The organism is Pseudomonas sp. BJa5, assembly GCF_030272875.2.
Classification (GTDB): domain Bacteria; phylum Pseudomonadota; class Gammaproteobacteria; order Pseudomonadales; family Pseudomonadaceae; genus Aquipseudomonas.
On sequence record NZ_JALRNG020000036.1, the window covers coordinates 18979 to 35767 of the forward strand.

The 16789-nt window shown below is 64.8% G+C and carries 15 protein-coding genes; 4 read left to right on the forward strand and 11 right to left on the reverse strand.

Annotated elements, in window-relative coordinates:
• Positions 1 to 20: 20 nt before the first annotated feature.
• Complete coding sequence (pcaG, locus tag M2D63_RS19600) at positions 21 to 626, reverse strand: protocatechuate 3,4-dioxygenase subunit alpha (RefSeq protein WP_285864652.1); 606 nt, start codon at positions 624 to 626, stop codon at positions 21 to 23.
• Between the two features lie 10 nt (positions 627 to 636).
• The gene (gene pcaH, locus M2D63_RS19605; RefSeq protein WP_285864653.1) at positions 637 to 1356 is read right to left on the reverse strand and encodes a protocatechuate 3,4-dioxygenase subunit beta; all 720 of its coding nucleotides are present in this window, start codon (positions 1354 to 1356) and stop codon (positions 637 to 639) included.
• 200 nt (positions 1357 to 1556) lie between these two features.
• Between pcaH and M2D63_RS19610 the strand changes: the two genes are divergently transcribed.
• The gene (locus M2D63_RS19610; protein WP_285864654.1) at positions 1557 to 2444 is read left to right on the forward strand and encodes a neutral zinc metallopeptidase; all 888 of its coding nucleotides are present in this window, start codon (positions 1557 to 1559) and stop codon (positions 2442 to 2444) included.
• Between the two features lie 201 nt (positions 2445 to 2645).
• Positions 2646 to 4565, forward strand: coding sequence for a methyl-accepting chemotaxis protein (locus M2D63_RS19615; RefSeq protein ID WP_285864655.1), 1920 nt, complete (start codon positions 2646 to 2648; stop codon positions 4563 to 4565).
• Positions 4566 to 4653: 88 nt separating this feature from the next.
• Here the strand turns inward: M2D63_RS19615 and ggt are convergent, their stop codons facing one another.
• The 3 genes from ggt to M2D63_RS19630 form a co-directional block, all read right to left on the reverse strand.
• Positions 4654 to 6321, reverse strand: coding sequence for a gamma-glutamyltransferase (gene ggt / locus M2D63_RS19620; RefSeq protein WP_285864656.1), 1668 nt, complete (start codon positions 6319 to 6321; stop codon positions 4654 to 4656).
• Between the two features lie 117 nt (positions 6322 to 6438).
• Positions 6439 to 7335 (reverse strand): LysR family transcriptional regulator, encoded by an 897-nt coding sequence (locus tag M2D63_RS19625; protein WP_285864657.1) that lies wholly within the window; start codon positions 7333 to 7335, stop codon positions 6439 to 6441.
• A 66-nt stretch (positions 7336 to 7401) separates the two neighbouring features.
• A complete protein-coding gene (locus M2D63_RS19630; RefSeq protein ID WP_285864658.1) occupies positions 7402 to 7992 on the reverse strand; it encodes an NAD(P)H-dependent oxidoreductase in 591 nt (196 codons plus the stop codon).
• A gap of 197 nt (positions 7993 to 8189) precedes the next feature.
• Between M2D63_RS19630 and M2D63_RS19635 the strand changes: the two genes are divergently transcribed.
• Complete coding sequence (locus tag M2D63_RS19635) at positions 8190 to 8504, forward strand: putative quinol monooxygenase (protein WP_285864659.1); 315 nt, start codon at positions 8190 to 8192, stop codon at positions 8502 to 8504.
• Here M2D63_RS19635 and M2D63_RS19640 read toward each other — a convergent pair.
• Complete coding sequence (locus M2D63_RS19640) at positions 8494 to 9258, reverse strand: sulfite exporter TauE/SafE family protein (RefSeq protein ID WP_285864660.1); 765 nt, start codon at positions 9256 to 9258, stop codon at positions 8494 to 8496. The two genes, M2D63_RS19635 and M2D63_RS19640, sit on opposite strands and share 11 nt — an antisense overlap.
• Positions 9259 to 9335: 77 nt before the next feature.
• On the opposite strand from M2D63_RS19640, the gene M2D63_RS19645 reads away from it, so the two are divergent.
• Complete coding sequence (locus tag M2D63_RS19645; RefSeq protein WP_285864661.1) at positions 9336 to 10217, forward strand: LysR substrate-binding domain-containing protein; 882 nt, start codon at positions 9336 to 9338, stop codon at positions 10215 to 10217.
• Between the two features lie 11 nt (positions 10218 to 10228).
• Here M2D63_RS19645 and M2D63_RS19650 read toward each other — a convergent pair whose 3' ends face one another.
• The 5 genes from M2D63_RS19650 to M2D63_RS19670 form a co-directional block, all read right to left on the reverse strand.
• Positions 10229 to 11248, reverse strand: a complete 1020-nt coding sequence (locus tag M2D63_RS19650; protein ID WP_285864662.1) for a YeiH family protein — start codon at positions 11246 to 11248, stop codon at positions 10229 to 10231.
• 102 nt (positions 11249 to 11350) lie between these two features.
• The gene (locus tag M2D63_RS19655) at positions 11351 to 12703 is read right to left on the reverse strand and encodes a DUF1329 domain-containing protein (RefSeq protein ID WP_285864663.1); all 1353 of its coding nucleotides are present in this window, start codon (positions 12701 to 12703) and stop codon (positions 11351 to 11353) included.
• Positions 12703 to 14535, reverse strand: a complete 1833-nt coding sequence (locus M2D63_RS19660) for a DUF1302 domain-containing protein (protein WP_285864664.1) — start codon at positions 14533 to 14535, stop codon at positions 12703 to 12705. Before M2D63_RS19660 ends, M2D63_RS19655 begins: the two co-directional genes overlap by 1 nt.
• Before the next feature lie 88 nt (positions 14536 to 14623).
• Positions 14624 to 15967: an MFS transporter gene (locus M2D63_RS19665; RefSeq protein WP_285864665.1), complete on the reverse strand. Its 1344-nt coding sequence runs from the start codon at positions 15965 to 15967 to the stop codon at positions 14624 to 14626.
• Positions 15968 to 16042: 75 nt separating this feature from the next.
• The gene (locus M2D63_RS19670; RefSeq protein WP_285864666.1) at positions 16043 to 16783 is read right to left on the reverse strand and encodes a carboxymuconolactone decarboxylase family protein; all 741 of its coding nucleotides are present in this window, start codon (positions 16781 to 16783) and stop codon (positions 16043 to 16045) included.
• Between the last annotated feature and the right edge of the window lie 6 nt (positions 16784 to 16789).

Sequence of the window (16789 nt, forward strand, 5' to 3'; positions counted from 1 at the left end):
CCGCGATGGCCACACTACGATCAGAAGTCGAAGAACACTGTCTCGCCTTCACCCTGGATACGGATGTCAAAGCGATAGGCCAGCTTGCCGTCCACCTCGCACCGGGTCGCCACCAGGGTCTCGCGCCGCTGCGGCTGCTCGATCAGGTTGAGCACCGGGCACTGGGCATTTGCCTGGGCCTCGTCATCGAAATACAGGCGGGTCTGCAGGTGGATATTGATGCCACGGGCAAACAGGCTGACATTGATGTGCGGCGCCATCGGCACACCCGCGGCGTTGCGCACCACACCCGGCTTGACCGTGTGCAGGGTCCACTCACCGCTGTCGAAGGTGGTGGCCGTGCGGCCGAAGCTGTTGAACGGCCGCTCCAGGTCGAAGTCGCTCTGGTACTGGCCCTCGTGGTCGGCCTGCCAGAACTCCAGGAACGAATCGCGCACCAGGTGGCCGTTGCCGTCATAGACGTTGCCGAACACCAGGATGTGCTCGCCCGGCGCATCTTGGCGGGCCAGGCGGTTCCAGATTTCCTGGTCGCGGGTCGGGTTGCCGGCGGCCTCCAGGGCCAGGCCGATATGCACGTAGGGGCCGGCGGTCTGCGAAGGGGTTTCCGGCAGCAGTTGAATAGGCATGGTCACCTCCTCAGCGGTTTTCGAAGTGGGTCTTGCGCTGGCCGCGCAGCACGATGTCGAAGCGATAGGCCAGGCAGTCCATGGGGTTGGCGTTGCTCATGTCCAGGCGGGCGATCAGGCTCTGGATCGCCTCGGGGTTGGCAATCGACTTGACGATCGGGCACATCGGAATCAGCGGGTCGCCTTCGAAATACAGCTGGGTGATCAGGCGCGTGGCAATCGACGGACCGCTGATCGACACATGGATATGCGCCGGACGCCAGTCGTTCGGGCCATTGCGCCATGGGTATGGGCCCGGCTTGATGGTGCGGAAGCTGTAGAAGCCTTCGCTGTCGGTCAGGGCCCGGCCCACGCCGCCGAAGTTGGGGTCCAGCGGTGCCAGGTAGCGGTCGTTCTTGTGCCGGTAGCGACCACCGGCATTGGCCTGCCAGATTTCCACCAGGGTGTGCGGGATCGGCTTGCCGTACTGGTCGCAGACGCGGCCGGCAACGATGATCCGCTCACCGATGGGCAGCCCGCCGTTGTTGAAGTTGAGCAGCAGGTCGTGGTCGTTGGCGCCGAACTTCAAATGGGAAAAATCCGGGCCGGTGCTTTCGCTGATCGACTGCGGAATGCTCACCAGCGCCTGGCGCGGGGAACGGGCGATGGAGGTTTTGTAATCCGGGGTAAAGGCCTTGGGGTGCCAGTTGCGATCACGGATAGCGAAGCGACTGGTGTCTTGTGCAGACATGCCGTTCTCCTGTCTTGGAATTATGGGTGAACCTGGTCGTGGCAGGTGTGCTTGCAGTTTCGGGTATGCAGGCCCCGGTGAATATTGAAAAGAAACCACCAATACATAACCAAACGGTTATCCAGGCTTCAGTAATCTGACAGAGCGTCCCTGGCTGAACTAATCTTTTAGCTCACGTTTCCAGGCTTGGGAGAGCGCTCATGCAATGGCGAAAAGGCAGGCGTAGCGACAATGTGGTCGATGCCCGTGGCGAGGGCGGTGGCGGCATGCGCTTCGGCGGCGGCAAGGGCCTGAGCATCGGTGCGATCCTGTTGATCGTCGGCATCGGCTGGATCACCGGCCAGGACCCGTTGCAGATCCTCGGCCAGCTGGCCGGGCAGATGGGCCAGCAAAGCGCGCCGGTCAGCACCGGCACCGGCACCGGCAAGGCGCCACCGGTCAACGATGAACAGGCCGAATTCGTCGCCTCGATCCTGGGCGACACCGAGGACACCTGGCGGGCGATCTTCGCCCAGGGCGGGCGCCAGTACAAAGATCCGACCCTGACCCTGTTCAGCGGCCAGATCAATTCGGCTTGCGGCTTTGCCTCCTCGGCGGTGGGCCCCTTCTATTGCCCGGCCGACCAGAAGGTCTACCTGGACATGACCTTCTTCCGCGAAATGGAGCAACGTTTCGCCGCCGCCGGCGACTTCGCCCAGGCCTATGTCATCGCCCACGAAGTCGGCCACCACGTACAGACCCTGCTCGGCGTCTCGGCCAAGGTCCAGGCCGCACGCCAGCGCGGCGAACGCATGGAGGGCGACAACGGCCTGCTGGTGCGCCAGGAATTGCAGGCCGACTGCCTGGCCGGGGTCTGGGCCTACCAGGCGCAACAACGCCTGAACTGGCTGGAACCGGGCGACATCGAAGAAGCCCTGAACGCCGCCAACGCCATCGGCGATGACCGATTGCAACAGCAAGGCCAGGGCCGGGTAGTGCCCGACTCCTTCACCCACGGCACCTCGCAGCAGCGTGTGCGCTGGTTCAAGACCGGCTTTGCCAAGGGCGACATCAACCAGTGCGACACATTCACCGCCCGCGCCTTGTAATCCCTCCTGCCCGCCCACGGCAGCCCTGGTGGCCTGCCGTGGAAAAACCCGGTTACGACCGCTGATCATTTTTTGCTGAAAAAGCGTTTCAGCTACGGGCCGGGCCGCCGATAACCCGTGCTCACGTACATCGGCTGGCCATCAAGAACAACAATCTTCCAGCGATATGGATAACGACGCACTACGTTCCTGGAGGATTGCATGAACAGCTGGTTTGCCAACATCAGCGTCAACCTGAAACTCGGCCTGGGCTTCGGCCTGGTGCTGCTGCTCACCGGCCTGCTGGCCCTCACCGGCTGGAACAGCATGAGTGGCCTGATCGATCGCAGTAACTGGATGAGCGACATCACCCAGCTCAACAGTGACCTGACCAACCTGCGCATTACCCGCCTGCAGTACATGCTGACCAACGGCGACGATGCCACCGCCGGCACCGTGCAGGTCAAGCTCAACGCCTTCAGCGAACAGCAGCAGAAGCTGCTCAAGAGCTTCAAGAGCCCGGAAAACGTCAAGTTGCTCCAGGAACTGGGCCAGGTCATCGACGCCTACCAGGTGTCGATCAACAAGATGCGCAGCGGCTACAAGGCCAGCCTCGCCGCCCGCGACGGGATGAACCTGGCCGCCGCGCGCGCCATCGAACTGATCGAGGCGATCAACCGCGACATCCTCGCCCTGCCCGAAGGCAGCGCCAGCCGCCTGGAGCAGTTCCGCAGCGTCACCCAGGCCAAGGAGCAACTGTTGCTGGTGCGCCTGGCGGTGCGCAGCTACATCGCCGATATCAGCAGCGAATCCGAACAACTGGCGCTGCGCCAGCTCGATGCCGCCCTGGCCGAAATCGCCAGCCTCAATCGCCAGATGCCGGGCGAAGCGGCGCGCATCCAGCAGTTCGAAAGCGCCGTGCTGGCCTACCGCGATGCCGTGCGCCAGTTCCGCGATGCCACCGCCGACATCGCCGTCGCCCGCCAAGAGATGACCGTACAGGGAGCCAGCATCGTCAAGATCAGTGACACGCTGTACACCATCCAGCTCGAACGTCGCGACAGCGAAAGTGTCCAGGCCCGTACCCTGCAACTGACCGCCACCCTGCTGGCGCTGCTGGTCGGCGTGCTGGCCGCGGTGATCATCACCCGGCAGATCACCCGTCCGCTGCGCGAGACCCTGGCGGTGGTGGAGAAGATCGCCGCCGGCGACCTGACCCACGACCTGCGCGTCACCCGCCGCGATGAACTGGGCGTGCTGCAGCAAGGCATCCAGCGCATGGGCTCGACCCTGCGCGACCTGATCAGCGGCATCCGCGATGGCGTCACCCAGATCGCCAGCGCCGCCGAGGAACTGTCGGCGGTGACCGAGGAAACCAGCGCCGGGGTCAACAGCCAGAAAGTCGAGACCGACCAGGTCGCCACCGCCATGCACGAAATGGCCGCCACCGTGCAGGAAGTCGCGCGCAATGCCGAGCACGCCTCTGCGGCCGCCACCGATGCCGACACCCAGGCCCGTGCCGGTGATCAGGTAGTAGCCGAGGCGATCAGCCAGATCGAACGCCTGGCCGAAGAAGTGCACCGCTCCACCGAGGCCATGGGCGAGCTACAGAAGGAAAGCCAGAAGATCGGCAGTGTCATGGACGTGATCAAGTCGGTCGCCGAGCAGACCAACCTGCTGGCCCTGAATGCCGCGATCGAAGCGGCCCGTGCCGGTGAGGCCGGACGTGGTTTTGCCGTGGTCGCCGACGAGGTGCGCGGCCTGGCCCAGCGCACCCAGAAGTCCACCGAAGAGATCGAGGAACTGGTAGCCGGCCTGCAGAGCGGTACCCAGCAAGTGGCCAATGTGATGCTTGGCAGCCGCAACCTGACCGACAGCAGCGTCGAGCTGACCCGCAAGGCCGGTGCCTCGCTGGAGAGCATCACCCGCACGGTGTCGAATATCCAGTCGATGAACCAACAGATCGCCGCGGCGGCCGAACAGCAGAGCGCGGTGGCCGAGCAGATCAGCCGCAGCATCATCAATGTGCGCGATGTGTCGGAACAGACGGCGGCGGCCAGCGACGAGACGGCGGCCTCCAGTGTGGAACTGGCGCGGTTGGGCAACCAGTTGCAGACTATGGTCAGCCACTTCCGCGTTTAAACGCATCGCGGGGCAAGCCCGCTCCCACTGGTCCATGGTGCAATCCGGCCCCGTGGGAGCGGGCTTGCCCCGCGATCAGGTTGAAACCTTACTTGACGACCTGCCCCACCCCGCGCCCACGCGGATCGGAAGCCGTTTCCAGCGCCGCGCCATTGACCCGGATCGCCTGGATGTCACCCATCTCCCAGCCCTGGTCCTCCAGGGTGTAACCCATCTTCTTCAGCTCATCCGCGACCTTGCCGGTCAGCGGCGCATAGGCGTCGAAGTAGATGGTGTCCTTGGGCAGCAACTGGTGATGCACACGCTGCGCGGCCACGGCTTTTTCCAGCGGCAGGTTGTAGTCGTACAGGTTGTTCAGCACCTGGAAGATCGAGGTGAAGATCCGCGAACCACCCGGCGTACCCAGCACCAGGGTGACCTGGCCGTCACGGGTGACCAGGGTCGGGGCCATGGACGACAGCATGCGCTTGCCCGGCTCGATGGCGTTGGCATCGCCGCCCACTACACCGAAGGCGTTGGCCACGCCCGGCTTGGAACTGAAGTCGTCCATCTCGTCGTTGAGCAAAAAGCCCGCGCCCTTGACCACCACGCCGCTGCCGTAGTCCCAGTTCAGGGTGTAGGTGTTGCTGACCGCGTTACCCTGCTTGTCGACGATGGAGAAGTGGGTGGTCTGGTGCGGCTCCAGGCCCGGGCGCACCTTCTCGGTTGCGGAGATGGCGGTCGGGTTGACCTCCTGGGCGCGCTTGGCGATGTAGTCCTTGGCGATCAGCTTGTCCACCGGCACCTTGGAAAACGCCGGGTCGCCGAGGTAGTCGGCACGGTCGGCGAACACCCGCTTCTCGATTTCCGCCAGCAGGTGGATGTAGCGCGCCGAGTTCAGCTCGACGCCCTTGAAGTCGGCCGCGCGGTTTTCCTTGATGCCCAGCAACTGGGCCAGGGCCACGCCGCCGGAGCTTGGCAGCGGAGCGGTGTAGACCATATTGCCGCGCCACTCGATGCCCATCGGCTCGCGCCACACCGCCTTGTAGTCCTTGAGGTCGTCCTTGCTGATCAGGCCCTTGTCGGCCTGCATCTGGGCCACCAGCAGGTCGGCGGTCTTGCCCTGGTAGAACTCGCTCACGCCCTTGTCGGCGATGCGCTCCAGGGTCTGCGCCAGCTCCGGCTGCTTGAAGGTCTCGCCGACTTTCATGCTGCCGAAATAGTCGTTGAAGTTGGTGCTGTCCTTGAACAGGCCCAGGGCGTCTTCGCGGTACTGGTACTGTTTGGCGGCGATCTTGAAGCCGTTTTTCGCGTAGCCCACCGCCGGGGTGATCAGCTCGGCCCAGGGCAGCTTGCCGAATTTCTGATGCGCCTCCCACAAGCCCATCACCGTCCCCGGCACGCCGGCGGCGCGGGCGCCGACCAGGCTCAGGTTCTCGATGATCTCGCCCTTCTCGTCCAGGTACATGTTGCGACTGGCGGCCTTGGGCGCGATTTCGCGGTAGTCGAGGAAGTAGGGTTTGCCGTCCATGTACAGGGTCATGAAGCCGCCGCCGCCGATGTTGCCGGCTTCGGGGTAGGTCACCGCCAGGGTGAAGGCCGTGGCGACGGCGGCATCCACCGCGTTACCGCCCTTCTTGAGGATTTCGGCGGCCACCTGTGCACCATATTGATCGGGTGCGGCGACCGCGCCACCGTCCAGGGTTACGGCGTAGGCCGATGAACTGGCGGCTATCGCGGCACTCAGGGCCAGGGTTCGGAACATCACAACGCGCATGAGAGCTTCCTTGGTGTTGTTTTCGTTGAACAGCCATTAAGGCTTAAGTCCGACTAGTTATCAAACACCGTAGGAAAAATCGCCGCTGACAGGCAGGTCCTGTCGCCGCCGGAGCACTCAGCAGGCGTAGGCCGCCAGCTTCTGCTGGATGAAATCAAGGAAGCACTGGATACGCAGGGCCAGTTGCGAGTTGCGGTAGTACACCGCATTGATCGGCTGGCGGTAGCCGTTGTTGTGTTCGGGCAGCACCACCTGCAGGCGTCCGGCGCGGATATCGTCATGGGTCATGAAATGCGACAGGCAGACGATGCCCTCGCCGGCCAGGGCCAGCTCGCGCAAGGTGTCGCCGCTGGACGCCGCCAGGCTCGGGCGGATCAGCAAACGGTCGCCCTCGGCATGGCGCAGTGGCCAGTGGTTGAGGGTTTCGGTCTGGGTGAAGCCGAGCAGCGAATGCCCGTGCAGGTCCTCGACCCGTTCGGGCGTGCCGTGACGCGCCAGGTACGCGGGGCTGGCCAGGATATTCAGCGGGCTGCAACCCAGGGAGCGGGCGTGCAGGCTGGAGTCGGCCAGCTCGCCGATGCGGATGGCGACATCGGTGCTCTGCTCGATCAGGTCGATGATCAGGTCGTTGGTGTTGAGTTCCAGCTGGATCTGCGGGTACAGCGCGCGAAACTCGCCCACCCAGGGCACGATGGCATGCAGCATGAAGGGTGAGGCGGCGTTGATGCGCAAGCGCCCGGAGGGCGTCTGGTGATGCAGCGACAGGTGCTCTTCCAGGTCATCCATCTGCTGCAGGATCGACTTGGCCCGCTCGAAGAAAAACCGCCCTTCCTCGGTCAGGTCCATGCGCCGGGTGGTGCGGTTGAGCAAGGTGGTGCCCAGCTTGGCTTCCAGGCGCGACAGGGTCCGGCTGATCGCCGAAGGCGTCTGCCCGCCCTGCTCGGCGGCAGCGGAAATCGAGCCACACTCGATCACCGAGACGAACACCTGCAATTCATCGGACCTGGCTTTCACGGCTGTCCCCCGGGTGAGTGATAGCCGTGATAGATAGCCGCTTGGCGCGGCCAGTGCAAGGTTTCATCAAGCCTGGACCTGGAAAACCCGGGCCAGGTGCTGCTCGTAGGCGGCCACGGCGGCCTCGACGTTCGGACGCTTCATCACATCCACCGCCAGGTAGGTCGGCAAGCCGCTCATGCCGAGGAACTGGTTGGCCTTGTGGAACGGGAAGTACACCGCATCCACACCCTTGCCTTCGAAGAAGTCGCTGGGGTCGTCAAAGGCCTGCTGCGGGGCGTTCCAGGTCAGCGAGAGCATGTACTGCTTGCCCTGGATCAGGCCGCCGCTGCCGTACTTCTGCGACGCGTCGGAACGGGTCCGGCCATCGTTGGCGTAGAGGCTGCCGTGGCCGGCGGTGAAGACTTCGTCCAGGTACTGCTTGACCGTCCAGGGCGCGCCCATCCACCAGCCGGGCATCTGGTAGATGACCACGTCGGCCCAGAGGAATTTCTCCACTTCTTCGGCGTTGTCGTAGCCGCCATCGATGAAGGTGGTCTTGAGGTCGAAACCGGCGCGGTCGAGGAACGCCAGGGCAGCTTCGTGCAGGGTCTCGTTCAGGCGGCCGTCGGAGTGGGCGAATTTTTTGCCGCCGTTGAGCAACAGGATCTTCTTCATCACTTGCCTCATCTGTCGTTCGATCCTGGGTGGCGCCTGGCGCCGAGGGACCGGGGGAATGGGAATGGCGGCAAGGTTAAGGGTTGCAAGGGGCGGGAAAAACCAGCGCCCGGGCAAAAGGCTTTTGACTAAAAGGCACGAATTGAACAGACATTATTGAAATAAAATCACCGCCATCCCCACCGGAGACCGATCCCATGAGCGAACCCTACGGCTTCATCCTCAAAGCCAAGACCCGCCCGGAACAAGCCGAGGCTTTCGAGGCACTGTTTCGCGCCTACGTCGAACCGAGCCGCGCCGAGCCCGGTTGCATCGAGTACCACATGCTGCGCGACAAGGAAGACCCGAGCCTGTTCGTGTTCTACGAAATCTGGGCCAGCAAGGCGGCGCTGGACGAGCATTCGGCCCTGCCGCACATGCAGGCGTTCTTCGAGCGGCGCATGGACTACCTGGAGCGCGACTTCGATATCCAGTTGATCGACATGCTCAGCCCGTCCTCGGCTAGCCGTTGAGCAGCAGGTGCAGGCCGAGCAGGCCCAGGCCGATGAAGAAACAGCGCTTGAACAGCACGGCGCTGATGCGCTGACGCAACCACTGGCCGGCGAACATGCCCAGCAGGGCCGGCACCAGCACCAGCAGTGAGGCGCCGAGCGCCTCGGCGCCCAGTGCGTCCTGCCCGGCCAGCCCCAGGGCCAGGGCCAGGGTCGAGACCGTGAACGACAGGCCCAGGGCCTGGACCATCTGCTCACGGCCCAGGCCCAGGCTCTGCAGGTAGGGCACTGCCGGAATCACGAACACCCCGGTCGCGGCCGTCACCACCCCGGTGACCAGGCCGCACAAGGGCCCAAGCCAAAGCTCCTGGCCTGCCGCCAACCTGAACCCCGGGCCGCACAACCCATACAGCGCATACACCAGCAGCGCCCCACCCAGGGCACGGGCGGCCCACTGCCCGCTGTCTATCCCCAGCCAGCTGCTGCCGAGCAAGGTGCCAAGAAAGGTCATCACCAGCAGCGGCCACAAGCGTCGCAGCAAGGCGAACAGATGGCCGCCAGCGGCCAGTTGCCAGAGGTTGGTCAGGGTCGAGGGCACGATCAGCAACGCCGCTGCCTGTGCCGGCGACATAGCCAGGCCAAGCAGGCCCATGGCAACGGTCGGCAGGCCGAGGCCGATCACCCCCTTCACCGCGCCCGCCAGCAAGAAGGTCAGCACTACCAGTAAAGACAGCGCCGGCCCGATATCCTGATAAAAACTGAACAAGGTCGTCATGCCCCTATGCTGCGCGCGGCAGGACGGTCTGAAAATCTGCCATATACTGAGCCAGACTCTTGCCAGGACAGAGGCTCATGCATTTTGATCTGATCGACCTGCGACTGTTCCAGCACACCCTGGCGTGCGGCAACATCACCGCCGGGGCCCAGCGCAGCCACCTGTCGCTGCCGGCTGCCAGTGCACGGATCCGCGCCATGGAAGCGTCCCTGGGCATCCCCCTGCTCGAACGCAATCGCCGCGGCGTGCAGGCCACTCCGGCCGGCCAGGCCCTGCTGCAGCATGCACGGCTGATCGGCCAGCAGGTCGAGCGCCTGCAGTTCGACCTGGCCCAGTACGCCCAGGGCCTGCAGGGCCAGGTACGCCTGTTGTGCAATACCGCCGCCTTGAGCGAATACCTGCCCGAACTGCTGGCAGGCTTTCTCGCCGACTACCCGGCCATTGACCTCGATATCCAGGAGCTACCGAGCCTGCGTATCGTCCAGGCCATCACCCAGGGCGCGGCGGACATCGGTATCCTCTCCACCGCCGTCACCAGCGAACACCTGCAGACCCTGCCCTTTCGCGACGATCCCCTGGTGCTGATCATGCCCACGGACCATCCTCTCGCCATACGCACCAAGCTGCGCTTTGCCGATACCCTTGAACATGGCTACGTCGGCCTGTCAGCCGACAGCGCCCTGGCCCTGCACCTGGAAGAACAGGCGCTGCACTCGGGAAGGCGCATGCAGGTGCGGGTGCGAGCCGAGGGCTTTGACGGGGTCATGCGCATGGTCGCCCACGGTGCCGGACTGGGCGTGGTGCCACTGGCGGCGGCCCGGCGCTGGCAGGGTCCGCCGGCCTTGCACAAAATAGCACTGCAGGAACCCTGGGCCCGACGCCAGTTACTGCTGTGCGCCCGGGACTTCGCCAGCCTGCCCGGCCACGGCCGGGCGTTGGTCGAACGACTGACAGCCTGAATGACCGAGCCTCAGACCAGGGTCAGCAGACCACCGACGACAATTAGCTGCAGTGTCAGCGCAAAGGCCAGGATCACTGGCTTGAGCCCTGCCTTGCGCAGGTCGCACAGGCGGGTGCTGAAACCGAGCGCCCCCATCGCCGCCGCCAGCAGCAGGTCATCCACGCCCACCACCCACTGGCGCAGGTTGTGCGGCAGTGGCAACCAGGAATTGATCAGCATGCAGACCACGAAGCCCAGCACGAACACCGGCACCTTCACCCGCGCCGAGGCTTCGCGGTTGTCACCACTGCGCGCCAGCCACACGCCGATGCCGACCAGCACCGGCGCCAGCAGCAACACGCGGATGAGCTTTGCGACAATGGCCGCCTCGGCCGCTTGCGGGTCCATGGCCTGGCCAGCGGCGACCACCTGGGCGACTTCATGCAGGGTGGCGCCGGTGAACACGCCGAAACTGTGGCTGTCGCCCAGCAAGGTCGGCGCCAGGCTGAACACCCAGGGATACACCAGCATGCCGAAGGTGCCGAACAGCACGATGCAGGCCACGGCAATGGCGATCTGGTCGTTGCGCGCCTTGACCACGCCAGCGCTGGCGAGGATCGCCGCAGCGCCGCAGATGGCGTGACCGGCACCGATCAGGATCGCCGTCTGGCGTTCCAGGCGCAGCACCCGCACGCCCAGCCACACCGCCAGGGCCAGGGTGCTCAGGATCAGCAGCACATCGAGCAGGAACGCCTGCACGCCCAGCGCCTGCACCTGCTGCACGGTGAGGCGAAAGCCATACAGGGCGACGCCGATGCGCAGCAGCGGTTGCTTGCACAGCTGCACCCCGCTGGCCAGCCCGTCATGGACCCGCGCCGGGGTCAGGTTGCCCAGCACCAGGCCGAACAGCATGGCCAGCGTCAGGGCGCCAAGGCCGGTGCCGTGCAGCATCGGCGCGGCGGCCAGCCACAACGCGAAGGCGGCCAGGATGAAGCTGCCGGCAAGGCCGGGCAGCAGGTTGAAGGGTGAACGACGGCTTACCACGAGCATAAGCAGATCCCGGCCCGGACGGACCAACAGAAAATTCGGGGACACGAAAAAAATCCGCTGCCGAAGCAGCGGTAAAGGGGTGCAGCATCGATAAACGCGGGCTTACTTGCCGTAGCGACGCAGTGCGGCCGGGCTGTAGTAGTCCTTGGTGGTGGTCTCGTTGAAGACCATCTTCTGCTGGTACTCGTTGGTCATGAAGTTGGTGGTGTAGCGACCGGAGATCAGGTCATAGGTGGCGTCCATGGCCGGGAACGGCACGTCCACATCCGGCAACTGCATCGGGTAGTTCTCGTACATGCGCCACAACTCGCCACGGCTGTCGTACATTTCCGAGCTCGCCACCTGCCAGTTGTCCTCGTCGATGTAGAAGCGACGCTTGCCGTAGATGTGGCGGGTGCCCGGCTTGAGGGTGGCTTCGACCACCCACACGCGGTGCTTCTCGTAACGCACGTACTGGGCATCGAGGTAGTTGGGCTTGAGGATGTCGGCGTACTTGAGCGACTTGCTCGCCAGCTTGTAGCTGTTGTACGGGATCAGCCGCTCCTGCTTGCCGATCAGTTTCCAGTCGTAGCGATCCGGCGCACCGTTGAAGCCACCGACGCCGTCGCTGGTCAGCTGGCCATAGCTGTAGCGGGCGCTGGAGTCGTAGGCGACGGTCGGTGCCCGACGGACCCGGCGCTGGCCGGGGATGTACTGCCAGGCATCTCGCGCCGACAGCACCTGGTTGATCGGGTCGTGGACCATGGTGATTTCACCCGCCACCCGCGACGGGCTCAGGGCGCGGATCAGGCTGTAATAGAGCACGTTCTCATCCGCCTGCAGATCGCTGAAGGCGGCGCGCCAGTGCACCGACTGGGCATAGGTGATCAGGCTCGCGGAGCCGTTGGCTTCCACGGTTGCCGAGGCCATTTCGCGCTGCAGCGACGCCCCGACATAACGGGCCATGTGGTTCCACATCACTTCCAGCGGCTCGGTCGGCATCGGGAACGGCACACCGGCGTTGTAGCCCTTCAGGCCATAGCCGCCGTCGGCCAGGGTCACGCCGCCGGCGTTGGCGCGGGTGGCCTTGTTCACCTCATCCGGCATGCGCGCGGTGCGGTGGCTCGGGTAGACGTTCAGGGTGTAGGTGGGGAAGCGCTTGAGCATCGCCGCCTGGCCCGGGGTCAGCAGGTCCTTGTACTGCTCGGCGTTGGCGGCGCTGATTACCATCAGCGGTTTCTCGGCGGCGAACGGGTCGCTGTAGTTGCCGTTGGCACTGGCGGCCAGGCTGCCGGGCTTGAGGCCGCCGTCCCAGGCCGGGATGCTGCCGTCGGCGTTGGCCGCGCGCTCACCGCCCATGGGGTTGAGCGCGCCGTCGAGCTTGCCGGCGTCGCCGCCCTTGGCGAAGGCCGGCGCCTGCAGGCCGGCGGCCACCAGTGCGAACAACAGGGGGAGGGTCTTGAGGGTCGTTTTCATCAGAAGCTCACCTTTAGGTTGACCGACGCGAAGTCACGGTCGTCGAGGGTGGTGAAGTCGTTCGAGCCGAAGAAATCGTTGTAGGCAAACTCCAACGAGTAATCGTTGCGGTATTCGAACAGCACAGAGAGGCCCACAGCTTTCTGACCTTCCTGGAAGTTGGGGCCATAGCCATCCACGTCATGGCGGAAGTTGATGCTCGGGGTGACCACGGTCGAAGGCAGCAGGCCCTCGTAGCTCAGCGCGCCACGCAGGCGGTAGCCCCACGACCAGTCGGTGAAGAAGCCGCGGTTGTCGTTGCAGTTGTCCTGGTTGAGTTCCAGGATCCGGCCGGCATCGAGGTTGGCGGTGCCCGGGGCGGTGCAGAAGGTCGCAGGCTTGCTCGGGTCGAATGCCGCCGTGCTCAGCTCGCTGCGGCCATAGGCGCCGCTGCGGCCGAAGCGCTGGTCGCCAAGGTCGGCGATGTGGTTCACCGCGCCCTCCGCCGCCCAGGCGAAGCGCTGCGCGCCGAGCACGTTGGGGATGGTGTCGGTGGCGCCCAGGGAGAACTGGTACACCGGCATGCGCTGGTAGCCTTCGATCGGCGCCCCGGCGGCCGGGGCCACGCCCGGAGCGGTGAAGGGAGTGTTGGGGCTGCGCAGCAGGAACTGCACGGTGTCATTGCCGTTGAAGCCCAGCGGCTGGTTCGGCCGGTAGCTCAGCTCGCCGAACACCGCCGTGCCGCCGACCACGCCGCTGAGGCTGATGCCGTACAGGCGGATGTCTTCGGGGTAGACCGAGTTGTAGGACGCGGTGTTGAAGTTGGCCAGGCCTGCCTGGGTGGTGGCCGTGCCGTTGAACGAGGCAAAGCGGCTGTGGTAGTTGGCGTAATAGATACCCAGCTCGGCATCGTCGAGGTCTTCGAGCACCTTGCGCACGGCCAGGCCGTACTGCCCGGTGTCGCTGGCCCAGTCGGTCTGCCCGCGCGGGATGTAGGTACCGCTGCGCAGGGCGTTGGCCGTGGTGCGGTCGCCACTGACACCGGCGATGATCGGGCCGCAGCCTTCCGGGGCGAAGTCGGCGGCCTGGAAGAAGGTGCCGCAACCATCGAGCACCGAGGCGCGGAAGTTGAACTGGTAGAAGCCCTCAAGGCTCAGGGTGTCGCTCAGGCCGAAGTTGAACGAAAGCATCTCCACCGGCAGCTGGCCTTCCTTGAGCTCGACCCCGGGACGGTTGAACGCCGAGACGTCGAGGGGGTTGATGGCGTTGATGCCGTTCTGGAAGAACAGCGCCTCACCCCAGGTCAACACCTGCTTGCCGACCTTGACGTTGAGCGGTTTGCCCGCCAGTTGAAAATCCTTCCACAGGTAGGCATCGAGGGTCTCGAAGCCCTGGAACTTGGCCATGTCCGGCCAGCCGGAGTCGTCGAACTTCTTGAAGTCGCCGTCGCGGGTTTCCAGGGCGTGGTCGTACCAGTACTTGAAGCGGATGAACGCGCCCTGGCTGCCGTCGTTGAGGTCGAACTCGGTCAGGCCCTTGAACACCTGGGAAATCGGATCGTGCTTGTTGAAGTTCAACCGCCCATCGTCGCCGTTGGTGTCGATGCCATTGCCGGGCTTGCCGATGCTGCGCGCATCCGGCGCGTACACCAGGTCCGGGTCGGCATTGCGCAGGGCCCAGTTCGAACCCAGGCTCAGGGTGGTGTTGGTGGTCAGCGACCAGTCCTCGTTGACCTCGAAAGTCACGGCGCCTGCCGAAGGGCTGACGAGCGTCCCCAGGGCGACGCCTGCAGCCAGCAGGCAAGGCGCAAATCCTCCGTGCTGGCAGGTGGAGAAGGCGGTACGGCTCAACATGCATGTCACCTTTTGTTGTTTTTAATGGTGAAGGGCTCCCCGCACCGGGGCCTTGCGGCCCCAGTGTGAGTGGGCGTTGTGTGGCAGATCAGTCAGAAGTGTGAGTGCGCTCGCGCAGCAGCCGTGCCGGGATGCCCAGCAGCAGGACAGCGGCGCCGAACACCAGCAGGCCGGCAATCACATCGAAGGCGATGAACAGGCTGCCGGTCTGGGTCTTGATCGAGCCCACCAGCACCGGCGCGATCATCGCCGCGATACCGCCGAGGCTGCTGATCAGCGCGATACCACCGGCGGCGGCCGGGCCGCTGAGGTAGGCCGGCGGGATGGTCCAGAACAGCGGCACCGCCGACAGGCAGGCACCGGCGCCCAGGCTCATGAACAGCACCGACAACTCCAGGTTGCCCTGGAACAGGCCGAGCATGACGAAACTCGCCGCCCCCACCAGCATGGTCGAGGCCAGGTGCCAGCGACGCTCCAGGTGTTTGTCCGAGCTGCGCCCGAGCAGGTACATGGCGACCAGCGCGATGCAATACGGCAGGCTGCTGATCAGGCCGATGCGGCCGATGTCGCTGAGACCGAAGCTCTGGATCAGGCTCGGCATCCAGTAGGCCACGGTGTTGGTGCCCGAGTAGATGCAGAAGAACACCAGGCCCGCCAGCAGCACTCGCGGATCGCGCAGCAATTGGCGGAACGAGGTATGGGTAGTGCCCTTGGTGCTCTGGTCGGCCTCCAGCTGCGCCTGGACGATGGCTTTCTCGCGTTCGCTGAGCCAGGTGACGTCCTTCGGCTTGTCGGCCAGCCAGAACCAGGCGAGCAGGCCCAGCAGCACCGCCGGGATGCCTTCGATCACGAACAGCGCCTGCCAGTCGCGCAGCCCGGCCCAGCCGTGGAAATGGGTCATGATCCAGCCGGCCAGCGGGCCGCTGACGATCCCGGCGAAGATACCGGCCATGATGAAGATCGAGGTGATCCGGCCACGGCGCGACGCCGGGAACCAGTAGGTCAGGTAGAGGATCACGCCCGGAAAGAACCCGGCTTCGGCCACCCCCAGCAAAAAGCGCGCGATGTACAGGCCGGTGGCGGAGCTGACCAGGCTGGTGGCGATGGTCACCAGCCCCCACAGGACCATGATGCGCATGATGGTCAGGCGTGCGCCGACCCGCTGCATGTACAGGTTGCTCGGCACCTCGAACAACAGGTAGCCGACGAAGAACGCGGCCGCGCCCAGGCCGTAGGCGGCGTCGGTCAGCGCCAGGTCTTCGGCCATGCGCAGCTTGGCGAAAGAGATATTGATGCGGTCGATCGAGTTGATCACATAGGCGAAAAACAGGAACGGCAGCAAGCGCCAGGCAATCTTGCGAAACGTCTGCTGGACCTCATGGGCAGCAGCTTCGCCCGTCAGGCACTGGCCTCGTTCAACCACGCTAGTCATGACCTCTCCTCCTGCGAAAAACGCATTGGCATCGTTGTTCTTGTTGTTATGCACACGCCCGTGGCGCGGCTGGAATCACTGCGCAGCGCAAAACGCGCGCAGTTCCTCGTCCAGCATCGGCACCCCCAGCTCGCAGGCTTCGATGCCCTGCAGGCTGACAATCTTCAGCACTTCCAGCACCTGCTCGCGGCTCGCACCCAGTTGCAGCGCGGCCTGGATATGGCGGCGCGTGCCGTGGCCATACAGATGGGTGATGGCCGCATCGCCGGCGATGCACAGGAACTCGATCCACAGCGGCGGCAGGATGCCGTCCTTCCACAGGCCGAAGCCCATGGCGAGGAATTTCTCCAGGTACGCCGGATCCCACTGGTAGAGCTTGTCCCACAGCGGGTTGAACATCCCGTTGGCCCGCACCGCATCGCACACCGGCGTCGCCCCCGCCGCCACCGGCAGGTCGGCAATACCGGCGTTGGCCATCTCCTCGGCGAGGATCGGCACGCCCAGGGCGCAGGCATGGATACCGACCACGCTCGCCAGCTTGAACACTTCCAGGATCTCGGCACGGGTCGCGCCCAGGCGCAACGCGTCACGCACGTGGCGACGCACACCCGGGGCATACAGGTGGGTGGCGGTGACGTCGATGTTCAGGCGGATCAGTGCCACCAGTTTCGGATCGAGGACGTCATTGACCTGACTGTCCTCGACCAGCTTCATGAAGGTCTCGGTCCAGGGCGCATCCCATTCGGCCATGCGGTCCAGGCTTTCATCGACCAGGCCCGCGGCACGCAGGGCGTTGTAATTCGGGGTATCGCTCATTGTTGT

Excerpts from the sequence above, each read along its gene's own strand:
- M2D63_RS19640 (WP_285864660.1), bottom strand. The coding sequence starts at position 9,258 with ATGACGACCTTGTTCAGTTTTTATCAGGATATCGGGCCGGCGCTGTCT.
- M2D63_RS19665 (WP_285864665.1), bottom strand. The coding sequence starts at position 15,967 with ATGACTAGCGTGGTTGAACGAGGCCAGTGCCTGACGGGCGAAGCTGCT.
- M2D63_RS19635 (WP_285864659.1), top strand. The coding sequence starts at position 8,190 with ATGAGCGAACCCTACGGCTTCATCCTCAAAGCCAAGACCCGCCCGGAA.
- M2D63_RS19615 (WP_285864655.1), top strand. The coding sequence starts at position 2,646 with ATGAACAGCTGGTTTGCCAACATCAGCGTCAACCTGAAACTCGGCCTG.
- M2D63_RS19630 (WP_285864658.1), bottom strand. The coding sequence starts at position 7,992 with ATGAAGAAGATCCTGTTGCTCAACGGCGGCAAAAAATTCGCCCACTCC.
- M2D63_RS19660 (WP_285864664.1), bottom strand. The coding sequence starts at position 14,535 with ATGTTGAGCCGTACCGCCTTCTCCACCTGCCAGCACGGAGGATTTGCG.
- ggt (WP_285864656.1), bottom strand. The coding sequence starts at position 6,321 with ATGCGCGTTGTGATGTTCCGAACCCTGGCCCTGAGTGCCGCGATAGCC.
- M2D63_RS19650 (WP_285864662.1), bottom strand. The coding sequence starts at position 11,248 with ATGCTCGTGGTAAGCCGTCGTTCACCCTTCAACCTGCTGCCCGGCCTT.
- M2D63_RS19610 (WP_285864654.1), top strand. The coding sequence starts at position 1,557 with ATGCAATGGCGAAAAGGCAGGCGTAGCGACAATGTGGTCGATGCCCGT.
- M2D63_RS19645 (WP_285864661.1), top strand. The coding sequence starts at position 9,336 with ATGCATTTTGATCTGATCGACCTGCGACTGTTCCAGCACACCCTGGCG.
- pcaG (WP_285864652.1), bottom strand. The coding sequence starts at position 626 with ATGCCTATTCAACTGCTGCCGGAAACCCCTTCGCAGACCGCCGGCCCC.
- M2D63_RS19655 (WP_285864663.1), bottom strand. The coding sequence starts at position 12,703 with ATGAAAACGACCCTCAAGACCCTCCCCCTGTTGTTCGCACTGGTGGCC.
- M2D63_RS19670 (WP_285864666.1), bottom strand. The coding sequence starts at position 16,783 with ATGAGCGATACCCCGAATTACAACGCCCTGCGTGCCGCGGGCCTGGTC.
- pcaH (WP_285864653.1), bottom strand. The coding sequence starts at position 1,356 with ATGTCTGCACAAGACACCAGTCGCTTCGCTATCCGTGATCGCAACTGG.